Origin of the sequence: Leucobacter sp. UCD-THU (genome assembly GCF_000349545.1) — a bacterium.
GTDB classification, from domain to species: Bacteria; Actinomycetota; Actinomycetes; order Actinomycetales; family Microbacteriaceae; genus Leucobacter; species Leucobacter muris.
The window spans coordinates 385477-402101 of record NZ_KB714604.1 but is presented as its reverse complement, the minus strand read 5'-3'; the positions used below and the strand labels follow the sequence as shown (position 1 = coordinate 402101).

At 70.7% G+C, this 16625-nt stretch carries 14 protein-coding genes; 2 read left to right on the top strand and 12 right to left on the bottom strand.

Features of this window, described 5'->3' with window-relative positions; translation table 11 throughout:
• Window positions 1-107: 107 nt before the first annotated feature.
• From aroB to H490_RS29245, 10 genes are all read right to left on the bottom strand, one after another.
• A complete protein-coding gene (aroB, locus tag H490_RS29290) occupies window positions 108-1190 on the bottom strand; it encodes a 3-dehydroquinate synthase (RefSeq protein ID WP_017885084.1) in 1083 nt (360 codons plus the stop codon).
• Entirely contained in the window at window positions 1187-1915 is a 729-nt protein-coding gene (locus H490_RS31235) for a shikimate kinase (protein ID WP_017885083.1), read from the bottom strand. Before H490_RS31235 ends, aroB begins: the two co-directional genes overlap by 4 nt.
• Window positions 1912-3108, bottom strand: coding sequence for a chorismate synthase (gene aroC / locus H490_RS29280; protein ID WP_017885082.1), 1197 nt, complete (start codon window positions 3106-3108; stop codon window positions 1912-1914). The genes H490_RS31235 and aroC overlap by 4 nt, the downstream gene beginning before the upstream one ends.
• A gap of 5 nt (window positions 3109-3113) precedes the next feature.
• Entirely contained in the window at window positions 3114-4100 is a 987-nt protein-coding gene (locus tag H490_RS29275; RefSeq protein ID WP_017885081.1) for a shikimate dehydrogenase family protein, read from the bottom strand.
• A 1-nt stretch (window position 4101) separates the two neighbouring features.
• Entirely contained in the window at window positions 4102-5193 is a 1092-nt protein-coding gene (mltG, locus tag H490_RS29270) for an endolytic transglycosylase MltG (RefSeq protein ID WP_017885080.1), read from the bottom strand.
• Entirely contained in the window at window positions 5190-5687 is a 498-nt protein-coding gene (gene ruvX / locus H490_RS29265; protein ID WP_017885079.1) for a Holliday junction resolvase RuvX, read from the bottom strand. Before ruvX ends, mltG begins: the two co-directional genes overlap by 4 nt.
• Window positions 5687-8341: an alanine--tRNA ligase gene (gene alaS / locus H490_RS29260; RefSeq protein WP_017885078.1), complete on the bottom strand. Its 2655-nt coding sequence runs from the start codon at window positions 8339-8341 to the stop codon at window positions 5687-5689. The genes ruvX and alaS overlap by 1 nt, the downstream gene beginning before the upstream one ends.
• A gap of 39 nt (window positions 8342-8380) precedes the next feature.
• Window positions 8381-8605, bottom strand: a complete 225-nt coding sequence (locus tag H490_RS29255; protein WP_017885077.1) for a hypothetical protein — start codon at window positions 8603-8605, stop codon at window positions 8381-8383.
• Window positions 8606-8768: 163 nt separating this feature from the next.
• Window positions 8769-9398: a 30S ribosomal protein S4 gene (gene rpsD / locus H490_RS29250; protein WP_017885076.1), complete on the bottom strand. Its 630-nt coding sequence runs from the start codon at window positions 9396-9398 to the stop codon at window positions 8769-8771.
• Between the two features lie 276 nt (window positions 9399-9674).
• Window positions 9675-11180: a replication-associated recombination protein A gene (locus tag H490_RS29245; RefSeq protein WP_051066245.1), complete on the bottom strand. Its 1506-nt coding sequence runs from the start codon at window positions 11178-11180 to the stop codon at window positions 9675-9677.
• Between the two features lie 189 nt (window positions 11181-11369).
• On the opposite strand from H490_RS29245, the gene H490_RS29240 reads away from it, so the two are divergent.
• Both H490_RS29240 and H490_RS29235 read left to right on the top strand, forming a co-directional pair.
• Window positions 11370-12605, top strand: coding sequence for a DUF349 domain-containing protein (locus H490_RS29240; protein ID WP_031290263.1), 1236 nt, complete (start codon window positions 11370-11372; stop codon window positions 12603-12605).
• A 114-nt stretch (window positions 12606-12719) separates the two neighbouring features.
• On the top strand, window positions 12720-13268 hold the full coding sequence (locus H490_RS29235) for a hypothetical protein (RefSeq protein ID WP_017885073.1): 549 nt from the start codon (window positions 12720-12722) through the stop codon (window positions 13266-13268).
• 10 nt (window positions 13269-13278) lie between these two features.
• On the opposite strand, the gene H490_RS29230 is transcribed toward H490_RS29235, so the two are convergent.
• Both H490_RS29230 and secF read right to left on the bottom strand, forming a co-directional pair.
• A complete protein-coding gene (locus H490_RS29230) occupies window positions 13279-15531 on the bottom strand; it encodes a RelA/SpoT family protein (protein WP_017885072.1) in 2253 nt (750 codons plus the stop codon).
• Window positions 15532-15593: 62 nt separating this feature from the next.
• Window positions 15594-16625 (bottom strand): protein translocase subunit SecF, encoded by a 1032-nt coding sequence (gene secF / locus H490_RS29225; protein WP_017885071.1) that lies wholly within the window; start codon window positions 16623-16625, stop codon window positions 15594-15596.

Genomic DNA, 16625 nt, shown 5'->3' with positions numbered 1-16625 from the left:
CCGGATGTCGCCCGCAACGCATCAAATCTACCGGGCGGCGGAGGCCGTCGCGCGCCGCGCGTCACATTCGGCAACACCGCCGCGGCGGAGCGCTCCGAGCGCGCTCGTCAGGAGGCGATCTCCTGGTACGCGAACTGCAGCACCGACTCGTCGACGCCCGCGAGCACGCGCGGCCTGGCGATGTCGTCGAGCACGATGAAGCGCAGCATCCCGGCGCGCGCCTTCTTGTCGCGCTGCATCGTCGCGAGCAGCCCCGGCCAGCGGCCCGCGGGGTACGACAGCGGCAGCGAGAGCGACGAGAGCACCCTACGGTGCCGCTCCACCACCTCGTCGGAGAGCGATCCGGCCATGCGCCCGAGCTCGGCCGCGTACATCATGCCGATCGAGATCGCCACGCCGTGGCGCCACTGGTAGCGCTCGGCGTGCTCGATGGCGTGGCCGAGGGTGTGGCCGTAGTTGAGGATCTCGCGCAGCCCGCCCTCGCGGAAGTCTTCGGAGACGACGCGCGCCTTCACCCCGATGGCGAGCTCGACGACCCGCTGGAACTCGGGCGCCCCGGGGTCGGTCGCGCGCTCGACGTCGGCCTCGATGATGTCGAGGATCTCGGGCTCGGCGATGAAGCCGCACTTCGCCACCTCGGCGAAGCCGGCGAGGATCTCGTTCTTCGGCAGCGTGTCGAGCAGTTCGATGTCGCAGATCACCGCGGCAGGCGCGTAGAAGCAGCCCACCAGGTTCTTGCCCTCTGCTGTGTTGATGCCGGTCTTGCCGCCCACGGACGCGTCGACCATGCCGAGCACCGTGGTGGGGATCTGCACGAGCCGCACGCCGCGCAGCCAGGTCGCCGCCACGAAGCCCGCCAGATCGGTGACGGCGCCGCCGCCGAGCCCGATCACGGCGTCGGTGCGGGTGAAGTCGGCCTGCCCCATGATCTGCCAGCAGAACGCCGCCACCTCGACGCGCTTCGCCGATTCGGCGTCGGGCACCTCGGCGAGCAGCACCTGGCCGTAGCGCTGCTGCAGGGAGCTGCGCAGCTCGTCGGCGAGCCTTCCCACGGTGGCCGTGTGCACGATGAGCACCTTGGCGACGCGGTCGCCGAGCGCCTCGGGCACCCGGTCGAGTACGCCGCGTCCCACCGTGACGGTGTAGTCGGTGTCGCCGGTGACCTCGATGAGGGTCGGGGTGTCGCTCATGCGTTGTCGCTCCTCTTCCTGAAACTGCGAGCCCACTGCGCCACGCGGCGCGCGAGCTGCTCCTTGGTGGCCCGGTCGGTGCGATAGGTCACGTCGGCGACCTCCTCGTACAGCGGGCGGCGCTCCTCGAGAATGCGCCCCCACGCCACGGGATCGTCGCGCAGCAGCGGCCGGCGCGACAGGTTCGCGGTGCGCAGCACCGCCTCCTGCGTGGTCATGAGCAGCACCACCGGGTGCTCGGCGAGCAGCCGTCTCGTGCTCTCGGTGAGCACCGCCCCGCCTCCGAGCGCCACGATGCGCCCGCCGCCGGTCGCGAGCTCGGCTGCGATCACCTCGGCCTCGAGCCGCCTGAACTCGGGCTCGCCGTGCCGCTCGAAGAACTCGGTGATGGGGCCGTACTGGCGCACGAACACGGCGTCCGTGTCGATGAACGGCACACCGAGCTCGCGCGCCACCCGCTTGCCGAGACTCGTCTTGCCCGCCGCCATGGGGCCCACGAACACCACGGCCCGGTCGGGCAGCCGCGCGCCGCCGCGCCGCCGGCGCCGCCGCCGTGAACGGCCGCGCGAACCCGCGGGCGCGTTGCGAGCGGCAGCAGCCTGGTCGGCCGCGGCGTCGCGCGCCTGCTGACCGTCGTTCGGAGGCGTCGGCCGCGCTGGCGGAGCGGGCTTGGGCTTCGACGCGGGCGGCCCCGTGTCGCGCCCCGCTCGCCGGTGACCGTTCACGACTCGATGACGGTCGCCAGCCGCTCGGGGATCGCCGCCACGTAGGCTTCGAGGTTGCGCCGGGTCTCGGGCAGGCTGTCGCCGCCGAACTTCTCGGTCACCGCGTCGGCCAGCACCAGCGCGACCATCGCCTCGGCCACGACGCCCGCGGCGGGAACGGCGGTGACGTCGCTGCGCTGGTGGTGCGCCTTCGCCTCCTCGCCGGTCGCGGTGTCGATGGTGGGCAGCGCGTGGGGCACGGTGGCGATCGGCTTCATGCCGGCGCGCACGCGCAGCACCTGACCGGTCGTCATGCCGCCCTCGATACCGCCGGCCCGGCCCGTCTCGCGGGTGATGCCGCCGTCCTCGAGGTGCAGCTCATCGTGCGCGACCGAGCCGCGGCGGCGCGTGGTCTCGAAACCGTCGCCGACTTCGACGCCCTTGATCGCCTGAATGCCCATCAGAGCGCCGGCGAGGCGCGAGTCGAGGCGGCGGTCCCAGTGCACGTAGGATCCGAGCCCGGGCGGCAGGCCGTAGGCGAGCACCTCGACGATGCCGCCGAGGGTGTCGCCGGTCTTCTTGGTGTCGTCGACCTCCTCGATCATGCGCGCGCTCGTCTCGGCGTCGAAGCAGCGCAGCGGGTCGGCGTCGAGCGACGCGACGTCGTCGGGCCGCGGCAGCGGCGATCCTGCGGGCACCTCGACCTCACCCATCGAGATCGTGTGGCTCACGAGACGGATCCCGAGCTCGGCGAGGAAGGAGCGGGCCACGGCGCCGAGCGCCACGCGCGCGGCGGTCTCGCGCGCGCTGGCGCGCTCGAGCACGGGGCGCGCCTCGTCGAACCCGTACTTCTGCATACCGGTGAGATCGGCGTGCCCCGGACGGGGGCGCGTGAGGGGGGCGCCACGGCCGCGGGACTTCTCGGTGAGCTCGGTCTTCTCGGCGCTCATCACCTCGGTCCACTTGGGCCACTCGGTGTTGCCGATGCGGATCGCGACCGGACCGCCGATCGAGACGCCGTGCACCACGCCGCCCGACAGGTGCAGCTCGTCCTGCTCGAACTTCATGCGCGAGCCGCGGCCGTAGCCCAGCTTGCGGCGAGCGAGGTCTTCTCGGATTCCGTCGAGCGAGACGGGCACCCCGGCGGGCAGTCCCTCGAGGACGGCGATCAGTTCAGGGCCGTGTGATTCTCCGGCAGTCAGCCAACGCAGCATACCCGCTATCTTCCCACATCCGTCGGCTCCGCCGCGTCGCGCATGGCCTCGAGCACGCGGTCCTCGTGCGGCAGGGGGGTCGCGGGATCGCCGGCCACGAAGATGCGGATCTGCAGCAGCGCCTGCTCCACGAGCATCGCCGTCCCGGGGTGCGCCTCGCCGCCGGCCTCGTGCCAGCGCACGGCGAGCGGAGACGGCCACGGGTCATAGGCGACGTCGAACAGCGGGATCTCCGCCAGGGCGTCCGGCAGGGGGAACTCGGCGCCCGCCGGGCCCGGCAGGGTCGAGATGATGAGCGTCGGGCGCGAGACGCGGGGGTCGGCGTCGACCATCGCGGCGAGGACTGCTCCATCCACGAGGCTCTCGGTGCGGGGCGCCACGGTGCCGGAGACGTGCAGCGCCCGATCCGATCCCGGCTCGCACGTATCGCCGAATCGGGCGACCAGATCGCCGATCGCGGCGACGTTGCGAGCGACGATCTCGACGTGCTCGGCGCCCAGGCCGCGGGCGGCGAGCACCGCCGACACGGCGGTGGCGCCCGACCCGAGCACGACCGTGCTCGTCGGGTCGAGCCCGGCCTTCGAGATCGCGGCGGCGAGGCCCCCGACGTCGGTGTTGAAGCCGGCCCAGGCCGTTCCGCCATCAGGGCCGGGTACGCCGAGGCGCAGCAGCGTGTTCACCACGCCGCTCTCCTCTGCGACGGGGTCTCGCACGAGGGCGAGCCGATGCGCCTCCTCCTTGAGTGGCATCGTGAGCGACAGGCCCCGCCACTCCGCTCCGCACTGCTCGAGGAACCCCGCGAGCCCGTCCGCCTGCAGTTCCTCTCGCCCGTAGCTCCAGTCGAGTCCGAGCTGCGCATACGCCGCCGCGTGGATCGCGGGAGACTTCGAGTGGGCGATCGGCGAGCCGAGCACCGCGAGGGTCGCCGTGGGCAGCGCCGTGGTGGGCGGCCGCTCCCCCTCTGCGTGCCGGGATGCGCCCGGGCGGCTCACCTCAGCACCCGCTGTCGGGGGTCGCGGCGCACCAGTCGCGGTACTCCTGGATCGCGGCCTCGTGCTCCGCCTCGTTCGTGGTGAACGTCAGGGCGCCGTTCCCGCCGGGGGCGTTCACGAAGTACAGCCAGTCGGTGTCGGCCGGGTGCAGAGCGGCATCGATCGCCGCGCGGCCGGGGTTCGAGATCGGGCCGATCGGCAACCCCTTGTGCACGTAGGTGTTCCACGGGTTGTCGTCGCTCAGCGCCTCGTCGCTCGACCAGAAGCTGCCGTGCTCGCCCGAGCCGTACTGCGCGGTGGAGTCCATGCCGAGCGCCATGTCGATCTCGAGCCGCTTGTAGATCACCTGCGAGATCTTCGAGAAGTCGTCGTCCCGCCCCTCGCGCTGCACGATCGAGGCGACGGTGAGCACGCGCTCGCGATCCGCCTCGGGCACGCCGAACTCGTCGAGCACCTGCACCTGGTGGCTCACCAGCAGGGCGATGATGTCGTGCGCCGTCATCTCGGGCTGGAACTCGTAGGTCGCCGGGAACAGCCAGCCCTCGAGCGACGGCACGCCCTCGGGAAGGCCGAACACCGTGGGGTCGACGGCGGCCGCGGCGAACTCCTCGTAGGGGATGCCGGATCCCTGCGAGAGCCGTTCGAGCGTGCCCTCGATCGTGAGCCCCTCCGGGATCGTTGCGCTCAGCTGCCGGAGGTTCGCCGGATCCTGCATGGCGTCGAGGGCGGCCTGCGAGCTCATCCGCTCGCGCAGGGTGTAGATGCCGGGCTGGAACTCGACCTGGGGCTGCTGCGCGAGCAGCAGTTCGGTGAACGCGTCCGAGGTCTTCACCACGCCGGCCTCCTCCAGCGAGGCGGAGATGTCGGTTCCGATCTCGCCCGCGCGAACGGTGACCGAGACCTCGTCGCCCTGGTCGCCGTCGTCGTAGTCGTTCGTGGTCCAGCCCATGGCCAGCGAGACCTGCTCGCCGTAGTGCGACCAGAGGTAGGCTCCGGCGCCGGCGAGACCGCCGAGCAGCAGCAGGGCGACGAGCAGCGAGATGAGGACTCTCCGGCCGGTGCGGCGGGCGTCCTCGCGCGTGCGAGCGTTCATGTTCGAGTCTCCTCCTCGGGGGGCTCAGGGATTGCGACCGCGTGTCCGGGGGCCTCGCCGCGGGCGCGCTCGACGTCGAGCCCGTGCTGCAGGATCACCACCGCCGCGGCCTGGTCGATGATCGACCGGCTCTGCTTCGTCTTCTTGCCCGCCTGCCGCAGCTGGCCCTGCGCGGAGACGGTCGAGAGCCGCTCGTCGACGAGGCGCACTGGCACGCCGTCGCCGTCGAGCCTCGAGGCGAGGCGCTCGGCGAAGGCCGCGGCGTCGTCGGTCGAGGGGGTGCGCTCGCCCCGCAGGTTCAGCGGCAGGCCCACGATCACCTCGACCGCATCGAGGTCGGCCGCGATCTGCGCGATGCGCACGAGGTCGGCGTCGCCGCCGAGGTCGCGCGGCACCGTCTCGACCGGGGTGGCCAGCATGCCGTGGGGGTCGCTGCGGGCGACGCCGACGCGGGCCTTGCCCACGTCGACGCCGAGTCGCACGCCGATGCGCATCAGCCGCCCAGGTGTCGCCGGATCTCGGCGAGCGCGTCGTCGATCTTCGCGGGGTCGGTGCCGCCGCCCTGCGCGAGGTCGGGCTTGCCGCCGCCGCCGCCGCCGAGCACCTTCGCCCCGAGCTTCGCGAGGTCGCCCGCGCGCACGCCGCGATCGCGGGCGCCCTGAGTGGTCGCCGCGATGACGACGGGCTTGCCGCCGGCCTCCCCCGCGAGCGCTACGACGCCCGCCTCGGCGGCGAGCCGATCCCGCAGCTGCAGCACGAGCGCGCGAACGTCGTCGGCCGATCCGACCGAGCCGAGCGAGCCGAGCACCGCTCGCACCCCGTCGAGATCACGGGCGCCCGCAAGCAGCTCGGGCACGCGCTGGCCCAGCTTCTCGGCCTCGAGCGCGGCGACCTTCTTCTCGGCCGCCCGCAGCTGGGCGCCGAGATCCTGCACCTTCGTGACGAGCTCGGCCCGCGGCACCTTCAGCCCGCTGGTGAGCTGCTGCACGATGGCCCGCTCGGCGGCGAAGTTGCGGAACGCCTCGATGCCGACGAGAGACTCGACGCGGCGGTTCGTCGAGCCGACCGAGCTCTCCGAGACGAGACTGATCATGCCCACCTCGGCCGCACTCGACACGTGGGTGCCCGCGCAGAGCTCGCGCGACCACGGACCGCCGATATCGACGACGCGCACGCGGTCGCCGTACTTCTCGCCGAAGAGCGCCATCGCGCCCATCGCCTTCGCCTCGTCGAGGGGCATCTCGCGGGTGACCACCTCGTAGTCGCTGCGGATCGCGAGGTTCGAGATCTCCTCGATCTCGCTCTTCGTCTCGGTCGAGAGGGCGTCGCTGTGGGTGAAGTCGAGCCGCAGGTAGCCGGCCTTGTTGTACGAGCCGGCCTGGTGGGCGTTCGGACCCAGCACGTCGCGCAGCGCGGCATGCACGATGTGGGTGCCCGAGTGGGCCTGCGTGGCGCCCCGGCGGTAGTCGGCGTCGACGCGGGTCTCGGCGCGCGCATCGAGACCGATGGTGCCGATCGTCACCTTGACGGTGTGCACGATCAGGCCCGGCACCGGCTTCTGCACGTCGAGCACCTCGGCTTCGAAGCCGTCGCCGATGATGATGCCCTGGTCGGAATCCTGCCCGCCCGACTCGGCCCACAGCGACGTCTCGGCCAGCACGATCTCGGCCAGCTGGCCCTCGCGCGCCTCGGGCGCCGGCGCGCCGTCGACGACGATGCCGAGCACGCGGCTCTCGTGGATCAGCTCGTCGTATCCGACGAAGGCGGTCTCGCCGAGTCCGCGCAGCTCCTTGTAGACCGAGAGGTCGGCCCGCTGACCCTTCTTCGCCTTGGCGTCGGCCTTCGCGCGGTCGCGCTGCTCCTGCATGAGCTCGACGAAGACCCCCCGGTCGACCTGCACCCCCGCTTCCTCGGCGATCTCGAGCGTGAGCTCGATCGGGAAACCGTGGGTGTCGTGCAGCAGGAACGCGGTGTCGCCGGGAACGTCGGCGCCGGCGCCCTTCGCGCTGTCGACGGCGGCGTCGAGGATCTGGATGCCCGAGGCGAGCGTGCGCAGGAAGGTCTTCTCCTCGGCGTAGGCCGCGCGCGAGATGAACTCGAAGTCGCGCTCGACCTCGGGATACGCGGCCTTCATCGCGTCGCGGGAGACGGGGAAGAGTTCGGCGAAGCTGGGCCCGTCGAAACCGAGCAGCCGCATCGAGAGGATCACCCGGCGCAGCAGGCGGCGCAGAATGTAGCCGCGGCCCTCGTTCGACGGCGTGACGCCGTCGGCGATGAGCATGAGGCCGCTGCGCACGTGGTCGGCGATGACGCGCAGTCGCACGTCGTCGGCGTGGTTCTCGCCGTAGGTCTTGCCGGCGAGCTCGGCCGCGCGATCGAGCACCGGCCGCACCTGGTCGATCTCGTACATGTTCTGCACGCCCTGCTTGATGAAGGCGACGCGCTCGAGCCCCATGCCCGTGTCGATGTTCTTGTTCGGCAGCTCGCCCACGATCGTGAAGTCGGTCTTCGACGTCACATCGGTGATCTGGTACTGCATGAACACCAGGTTCCAGATCTCGACGTAACGGTCGTCGTCGGTGGCGGGGCCGCCGTCGACGCCGTACTCGGGCCCGAGGTCGTAGAAGATCTCCGAGCACGGGCCGGCGGGGCCGGGCTGACCGGTCGACCAGTAGTTGGTGTCCTTGCCGAGCCGCTGGATGCGCTCGTCGGGCAGCGTCGAGAGCCGCTTCCACAGCGCGAGGGCCTCGTCGTCGTCTTCGTAGACGGTGACCCAGAGATCCTTCGGGTCGAAGCCGAGCCCGCCGTCCGCCTCGCTCGTGGTGAGCAGCTCCCAGGCGAAGCCGATCGCCTCCTCCTTGAAGTAGTCGCCGAAGGAGAAGTTGCCGCACATCTGGAAGAAGGTGCCGTGGCGCGGGGTGCGGCCGACCTCTTCGATGTCGTTCGTGCGGATGCACTTCTGCACGCTCGTCGCGCGCGGGTAGGGCGCGGGAACGAGGCCGGAGAGGTAGGGCACGAACGGCACCATGCCCGCGACCGTGAACATGAGGCTGGGGTCGTCGCTGACGAGCGACGCCGAGGGCACGACGGTGTGCCCTCGCTTCTCGAAGAAGTCGAGCCAGCGGCGGTGGATTTCAGCGGTCTGCATCCGGTGGGGATCCTTCTGGTCGGTGTTCGTGGGGCTGGATCAGCGCTGCTCGCGCAGCTTGCGCAGCGCGGCCTCGACGTCGTCGAGCAGTTCGTCGGCCTCGGCCTCCGCCTCGCGGTAGCCGGTGACGAAGGCGCGGTTCAGCTCGTCGACGCCGCGGTTGACCCGGGCGAAGAAACGGCGCCCCTCGGGCGTCTGGTTGACGAAGTGCGCGGCGATGAACCCCAGCACCACTCCGCTCATGAGCCACAGCAGTTTGCGCATGTTTCCATTCCTCCTAGCGGCGTTCGACCGCGGCCGGTCGGCCGGGCGCGGGAAGCACCCCTCAAGCTTAGCGGTAGCCCCCGACGGAGGCTCTGCGACCCGTGGGAACGCCGAAGGGGCGCCGGATCTCTCCGACGCCCCTTCGGCGTGTGGTGCTCGGTGCTCAGCGGCCCGAGTAGTACTCGACCACGAGCTGAACCTCGCAGGTCACGGGGACCTCGGCGCGCTTCGGGCGACGCACGAGGCGGGCCTGGAGCTTGTCGAGCTCGACCTCGAGGTAACCGGGAACGTTCGGCAGCACCTCGGCGTGACCGCCGGCAGCGGCGACCTGGAAGGGCTCGAGGCCCTCGGAGCGCTCCTTGACGTGGATGAGCTGACCCGGCTTCACGCGGAAGGAGGGACGGTCGACGATCTTGCCGTCGACGAGGATGTGGCGGTGCACCACGAGCTGGCGGGCCTGCGCGGTGGTGCGGGCGAAGCCGGCGCGCAGCACGAGCGCGTCGAGGCGCATCTCGAGCAGCTCGACCAGGTTCTCACCGGTCAGGCCGTCCTGGCGACGGGCCTCCTTGAAGGCGATGACGAGCTGCTTCTCGCGGATGCCGTACTGGGCCCGCAGACGCTGCTTCTCGCGCAGGCGGACGGCGTAGTCGCTGTCGCTCTTGCGCTTGGTGCGGCCGTGCTGACCGGGGCCGTAGGGGCGCTTCTCGAGGTAGCGCGCGGCCTTCGGCGTGAGGGCGATGCCGAGCGAGCGGCTCAGGCGAGTCTTGGAACGGGTACGCGACGTAGTCGACACGTGGGTCCTTTCGGGTTTCTGTGCGGGGTGCGGGCTCGGGATCGAGCCCTGTGTTCTCTCGGCCACGCTGCGCCCGCATTCACGAGCTCTCGCTCGCAATGCACGCGACGCAGCAAACCGTCTTCGGTGAGGGAACGACCAGTGCAGAAACCCGGCTACAGGGCGACTGCCACCTGCTCTCCGCGCGCAGCCGTGCGCGGCAGTGGTGTTGGCCAGCGACTAGCTTATCAGATCTCTCGGCGCGGTTCGCGGCACGAACTGCTCGTGAGCGGAGGATCAGCCGCCCCGCGTGATGCGGCGGATCTTCTCGAGGCGATCCGAGATCTCGCGCTCGTTGCCGTGCTGGGTCGGCGCGTAGTAGACGCGGTCGATCAGCTCGTCGGGAAGGTACTGCTGACGCGAGACGCCCCGCGGGTCGCTGTGGGGGTAGACGTAGCCCTTGCCGTGGCCGAGCCGTTTCGCCCCCGGGTAGTGGGCGTCGCGCAGGTGCTTCGGCACCAGGCCGAAGCGGCCGGCCTTCACATCTGCGATCGCCGAGTCGATCGCCGTGATGACCGCGTTCGACTTGGGCGCCGTGGCGATGTAGATGGTGGCCTCGGCGAGCGGGATGCGGGCCTCGGGCAGGCCGATGAGCTGGGTCGCCTCGGCCGCTGCGACCGCGATCGGCAGCGCCTGCGGGTCGGCGAGCCCCACGTCTTCGGCCGCGTGCACCATCAGTCGGCGCGCGATGAACCTGGGATCTTCGCCGGCCTCGATCATGCGTGCGAGATAGTGCACCGCGGCGTCGGGGTCGGAGCCGCGCAGCGACTTGATGAAGGCGCTGATGACGTCGTAGTGCTGGTCTCCGTTGCGGTCGTAGCGCAGCAGCGCGCGATCTACCGCTGCAGACACGATCTCGGGCGTCAGCCGCGGGCGGGCGGGCTTCTCGGCTCCCGATCCCGCTGCTCCTGCTGCGCCCTCCCCCGCACGCGCCCCGCTCGCCGAATCAGCCTCGGCACCCGCGTCCGCCACGGCATCTGCGTCTGCCCAGGCATCCTCGCCCGCATCGGCAGCTGCGGACGCGTCGCCTTCGCCGGCGTCCGACTCCCCCTCCTCGCCGGCACGGGCCGGATGCCCGTCCGCCCCCGCCTGCTCCTCATGCTGCACCGCCCCGCCGCCGGCGAGGGCCGAGGCGGCGGAGGCCTCGAGCGCGGTGAGCGCCCGCCTGGCGTCGCCCGAGGCGAGCTGCACGAGCGCATCGAGGGCCTCGTCGTCGGCGTCGACCGCCCCGCCGAGCCCGCGGGGATCGGCGATCGCCCGCTCGAGCAGGCGACGCAGATCGGCGTCGTCGAGCGGTTCGAGGGTGAGCAGCAGCGAACGCGAGAGCAGCGGACTGATCACCGAGAACGAGGGGTTCTCGGTCGTGGCCGCCACGAGCGTCACCCAGCCGTTCTCGACGCCGGGCAGCAGCGCGTCCTGCTGGGCCTTCGTGAAGCGGTGGATCTCGTCGAGGAAGAGCACGGTCGCGATGCCGTAGAGGTCGCGGTCGTTCAGCGCCCGCTCCATGACCGTACGCACGTCTTTGATACCGGCGGTGACCGCCGAGAGCTCGACGAAGCGGCGGCCGCTCGAGTGCGCGATCGCCTGCGCCAGGGTGGTCTTGCCCGTGCCGGGCGGCCCCCAGAGGATGACCGACACCGCGCCGCCGCCGCCCTCTGAGTCGGAGGCGAGGGTGCGCAGCGGCGATCCCGGGCGCAGCAGATGCTGCTGCCCCACCACCTCGTCGAGCGAGCGGGGCCGCATGCGCACCGCGAGCGGCGCCGTGTGCGAGGGAGCGGCGTTCGTTTCCACGTGGCCATGCTACCCAGCGCCTCTGACATTCGCGCCCGAGTCGAGCCCCGACGAGCCGGGCAAACCCGGCTGTGGCATAGTGGAGGGGTCTATTCCGTTATGGTCGGCGACCCCGGCCCCACACGACAGGTGAGCAGAACCTTGAGCGAAGCGACCAACGAAACGCCCTGGGGCCGAGTCGACGACGACCGCACCGTCTACGTTCGCGAGGGTGACGGCGAACGTGTGGTCGGCTCGTTCCCCGACGGCACGCCCGAAGAGGCCCTGGCCTACTTCACCCGCAAGTACGCCGACCTCGAAGGGCAGATCGTGCTGCTCGAGGCCCGCATCGCCCGCGGCACCGCCGATGCCTCCGCGGCCGACACCGTCGCGAAGCTGCGCGAGCAGCTCGTCGAGCCCGCCGCCGTCGGCGACATCGCCGCCCTCCGCGCGCGCGTCGAGAAGCTCGGCGAGAAGACCGCAGAGCTCGGTGAGAAGCAGCAGGCCGAGCGCGAGGCCGCCCGACAGGAGGCCGTCGCCAAGCGGGAGGCCATCGTCGCCGAGGCCGAGCGTCTCGCCGCCCAGCCCGAGTCCTCGATTCGCTGGAAGGACACGAGCCACGCCTTCGAGCAGCTCTTCACCGACTGGCAGACCGCCCAGCGCAGCGGGCCCCAGATCCCGAAGCCGCAGGCCGACGCCCTCTGGAAGCGCTTCCGCACCGCGCGGCAGACGTTCGACTCGGCGCGCCGCTCGCACTTCGCCCAGATGGACGCCAACAACAAAGAGGTGAAGCAGCGCAAGGAGCGCATCATCTCCGCAGCCGAGGCGCTCGCGCCGAAGGGCGTCGAGGGCATTCCGGCCTACCGCGCCCTGCTCGACGACTGGAAGGCGGCGGGCCGCGCGAGCCGCAAGCTCGACGATCAGCTCTGGGCCCGGTTCAAGGCGGCCGGCGACGTGCTCTACGAGGCGAAGGCCGCCGAGGCCGCTCAGACCAACGAGGAGTACACGGCGAACCTCACCGCCAAGCAGTCCCTGCTCGACGAGGCCGCCCCCATCCTCGAGCAGCGCGACCACGGCGCCGCGCGCAAGGCGCTCACCGAGGTGCAGCTGCGCTGGGACGAGATCGGCCGCGTTCCCCGTGAGGCGCTGCGCGACATCGAGTCGCGTCTCCGCAAGATCGAGGATCACGTGAAGGGCCTCGAAGAGGAGCACTGGCGCAAGACCAACCCCGAGACGAAGGCCCGCAGCGAGGGCCTGCGCGGTCAGCTCGAGGCCTCGATCGCCGAGCTCACCGCGGAGGTCGAGGCGGCCCGCGAGGCGGGCGACGCGAAGGCCGTGGCCTCGGCCGAGGAGAAGCTCGCCACGCAGCAGTCGTGGCTCGCCGCGATCGGCGACTGAGCACCTCGACCGGAGTTCGCTCACAACGGGAGCCCAGGGCTCCGATCCGAGCGAGTTATCCACATTCAACGCCGGGGCCTGGTCTTTCCAGGCTCCGGCGTCGAGCATTGAGGCATGACCGCTTCCGCGCCTCCCCTGCTCCCCCGCTTCGACCGCTGGCCCCCGGCGGTGCGCTCGGCCGAGCGACTGCGCGGCAGCCTCGTGGGCTGCGGGCCCGGTGTGCGCGGAGCGGGCTGGCCCGACACCCCGCGGGTACGCGCCTCGGCCCTCGGCCCCTGGCTCACCCCGGATCGGGTCGCTGTGCGGCTGACGGCCGCCTGGGTGTGGGGCGCCTGTCGCGATCCGGGGCGCCCGCTCGAGTTTTCGACGCTCGGCGGACGTCGCCCACCGCTGCGGCGCCGCGGCCCCGATCTCGCCCTGCACCAGTTCGTCTACCCCGACGAGGCGCTGCACGTCTTCGATCCCGGCCTGCGCGTCACCGGGCCCGCCCAGACCGTCTGCGACCTGCTGCGCACGCCCGGCGCCTTCGAACCGCGGCGCCGAGTGGCGGTGCGGCTGCTGCTCCCGCTCGTCGCCGGAGGCGCCGATGAGATCCGCGCGAGACTCGTGAACGGGCGGGCGCAGTACCGCTGCGTCGCGCTCGGGCGCCTCGACGCGGTGTGAGGGGCCGCCGTCAGTTGGTGATGCGGTAGACGTCGTAGACGCCGTCGATGCGGCGCACGGCGTTGAGCACGTGATCGAGGTGGGTGGAGTTCGCCATCTCGAACACGAACTTGCTGATCGCCAGACGCGACGTGGAGGTGTTCACCGAGGCCGAGAGGATGTTGACGTGGTGCTCCGAGAGCGAGCGGGTGATGTCCGAGAGCAGACCCGCGCGATCGAGCGCCTCGATCTGGATCTGCACCAGGAACACGCTCTTCGTCGACGGAGCCCACTCGACCTCGACCACTCGATCCTGCTGCTCGCGCAGGTTCTGGAAGTTGTGACAGTCCACGCGGTGCACCGATACGCCGTCCGCCTTCGTCACGAAGCCCATCACCTCGTCGCCAGGAACGGGCGTGCAGCACTTGGCCAGCTTCGCCAGCACGCCCGAGGCGCCCTTCACCACGATGCCGCTCGAATCGGCCACCTTGCTCGCGCGGGGCGCCTCGATGATGGGCAGCGTCGCGAGGGCGGGTTCTGTCGAGGTCTGCTCGTCGAACAGCAGCGCGGTGACCTTCTCGACCACCGACTGGGCCGACACGTGCCCTGCTCCCACCGCGGCATAGAGGGCGGTCACGTCGGCGTACCGCAGCTGCAGCGCGACCTGCTGCAGGCCGTCGGAGTTCATCACCTGGTGCAGCGGCAGCCCCTGCTTGCGCAGGGCCTTGGTGATCTCGACTTTGCCGCTCTCGGCGTCCTCCTCCCGGCGCTCCTTCGTGAACCACTGACGGATCTTGTTCTGCGCCCGCTTGCTCTTCACGAAGTCGAGCCACGACTTGTTCGGGCCGGCGTTCGGATCCTTCGACGTGAACACCTCGACGACGTCGCCGTTCTGCAGCGGTGTCTCGAGCGACACGAGGCGGCCGTTCACCCGCGCGCCCATCGTACGGTGCCCGACCTCCGTGTGCACGGCGTAGGCGAAGTCGACCGGGGTACCGCCGGCGGGCAGCCCGATGACGCGCCCCTTCGGGGTGAAGACGTAGACCTCCTTGGCGCCGATCTCGAACCGCAGCGCGTCGAGGAACTCGCTGGGATCTTCGGTCTCGGCCTGCCAATCGGAGATGTGCGCGAGCCAGGCCATGTCGCTCGAGCCCGGCGCCTGCTGCCCCTGCTGGCGTTGCTTGTACTTCCAGTGCGCGGCCACGCCGTACTCGGCGCGCTGGTGCATCTCGACCGTGCGGATCTGGATCTCCACCGCCCGGCCGTCGGGGCCGATCACGGTGGTGTGGAGCGACTGGTACAGGTTGAACTTCGGCGTCGCGATGTAGTCCTTGAAGCGGCCCGGGATCGGCGTCCATCGCGCGTGCACGGCTCCGAGCACCGCGTAGCAGTCTCGGATCGAGTTCACGAGCACGCGGATGCCGACGAGGTCGTAGATGTCGTCGAAATCTCGGCCGCGCACCACCATCTTCTGATAGATCGAATAGAGTTCCTTGGGCCGGCCCGTCACCTCGCCGCGGATCTTCGCCTCGCGCAGATCGTTGTCGATCGAGCTGATCACGCGGCCGACGAGCTCGTCGCGCTGCGGGTTGCGCTGCGTCACGAGGTTCTCGATCTCGGCGTAGAGCTTCGGCTTCAACACCGCGAACGAGAGGTCCTCGAGCTCGGCCTTCAGCGACTGGATGCCCAGCCTGTGGGCGAGCGGCGCGTAGATCTCGATGGTCTCCTGCGCCTTGCGCTTGGCGGAGTCGCCCGGCACGAAGCCCCAGGTGCGCGCGTTGTGCAGGCGATCCGCCAGCTTGATCACGAGCACGCGGATGTCCTTCGACATCGCGACGACCATCTTGCGCACCGTCTCGGCCTGCGCGGAGTCGCCGTACTTGACCTTGTCGAGCTTGGTCACGCCGTCGACGAGCATGGCGATCTCATCGCCGAACTCCTCGGTCAGCTGCTCGAGCGTGTACTCGGTGTCTTCGACGGTGTCGTGCAGCAGCGCCGCGGCGATCGCCACGGGGGCCACCCCCAGCTCGGCGAGGATCTGGGCCACCGCGATGGGGTGGGTGATGTAGGGCTCGCCGCTGCGCCGCTTCTGCCCCCGGTGGGCGCGCTCGGCCACGGTGTAGGCGCGTTCGATCACGGAGAGATCGGCGCGAGGATAGTTGCCGCGCACCGTGCGCACCAGCTGGTCGACGGCGCCGGGAGAGGTGCCGCGGGAGAAGATCCGGGGCACCAGCCGACGCAGCGCCGTCGCGCCGCTCTGCTGCGTTACGTCGTTCGTGGCCACCTCAGACCTCCCTCGAATGTTTGAACGTTACACCACGAGAGGTCATTCCCACGAACCAGCCGCTAGGCGCCGATCGGAGCTCCGTTCTGCTCGTCGGCGTCGCTGGTCGCGGGCTTGCGGGAGCGCAGGGCCTTCTCGTCGTGACGCTTGATCCCGGGCTCCCCCGCGCGCAGGTGCGCGTAGGCCGGTGCCGCGATGAAGATGGTCGAGTAGGCGCCCACCAGGATGCCGATGAACAGCGCCAGCGAGATGTCGCGCAGTGTGCCCGCCCCCAGCACGAACGCCCCGATGAAGAGGATCGACGCGACCGGCAGCAGGGCGACCACCGAGGTGTTGATCGAGCGCACGAGCGTCTGGTTGACGCCGAGGTTGACCGACTCCGCGAAGGTGCGGCGGTCGTTGAGCTCGCCCGGAGAGGTGTTCTCGCGGATCTTGTCGAAGACCACGACGGTGTCGTAGAGCGAGTAGCCGAGGATCGTGAGGAAGCCGATCATGGCGGCCGGCGTGATCTCGAAGCCGGAGATGCCGTAGATGCCCGCCGTGATCACGAGGTCGTGCAGCAGCGCGATGATGGCCGCGAGCGACATCTTCCAGGTGCGGAAGTAGATCGCCATGACGAGGGCCGCGAAGAGCAGGAAGACGAAGAGGGCGATGACCGCTTGTCGGGTGATGTCTTGGCCCCAGGCCGGGCCGATGTACGAGTACGTCACCTCGTCCTCGCCGACCCCGTAGGCCTCGGCGAGCGCCGTCGTCACCGCGCGGTTCTCGTTCTCGTCGAGCGCCTCGGTCTGCACGCGGATGTCGGTGGGGCCGAGCTGGGTCACGCGGGGCGCCGCCGAGGGCAGCACGTCGGCGACGGCCTCCTCGGCGAGCGCCGGATCGCGGTCGCCCTGCTCCGAGAGGTGCACCTGGAACTGGCTGCCGCCCGTGAACTCGATGCCGAAGCTGAATCCGCCGCGGGCGAGAGGCCCGAGCACCGAGAGCACGATGAGCACGATCGAGATCACGTACCAGATCTTGCGCTTGCCGACGAAGTCGATCGACTTCTCGCCGGTGTAGAGAGCGTTGCCGAATTCGGCGAATGAGCGAGCCAT

Excerpts from the sequence above, each read along its gene's own strand:
- aroB (WP_017885084.1), bottom strand. The coding sequence starts at position 1,190 with ATGAGCGACACCCCGACCCTCATCGAGGTCACCGGCGACACCGACTAC.
- aroC (WP_017885082.1), bottom strand. The coding sequence starts at position 3,108 with ATGCTGCGTTGGCTGACTGCCGGAGAATCACACGGCCCTGAACTGATC.
- mltG (WP_017885080.1), bottom strand. The coding sequence starts at position 5,193 with ATGAACGCTCGCACGCGCGAGGACGCCCGCCGCACCGGCCGGAGAGTC.
- ruvX (WP_017885079.1), bottom strand. The coding sequence starts at position 5,687 with ATGCGCATCGGCGTGCGACTCGGCGTCGACGTGGGCAAGGCCCGCGTC.
- alaS (WP_017885078.1), bottom strand. The coding sequence starts at position 8,341 with ATGCAGACCGCTGAAATCCACCGCCGCTGGCTCGACTTCTTCGAGAAG.
- H490_RS29255 (WP_017885077.1), bottom strand. The coding sequence starts at position 8,605 with ATGCGCAAACTGCTGTGGCTCATGAGCGGAGTGGTGCTGGGGTTCATC.
- H490_RS29245 (WP_051066245.1), bottom strand. The coding sequence starts at position 11,180 with ATGCGGCCCCGCTCGCTCGACGAGGTGGTGGGGCAGCAGCATCTGCTG.
- H490_RS29235 (WP_017885073.1), top strand. The coding sequence starts at position 12,720 with ATGACCGCTTCCGCGCCTCCCCTGCTCCCCCGCTTCGACCGCTGGCCC.
- secF (WP_017885071.1), bottom strand. The coding sequence starts at position 16,625 with ATGGCTCGCTCATTCGCCGAATTCGGCAACGCTCTCTACACCGGCGAG.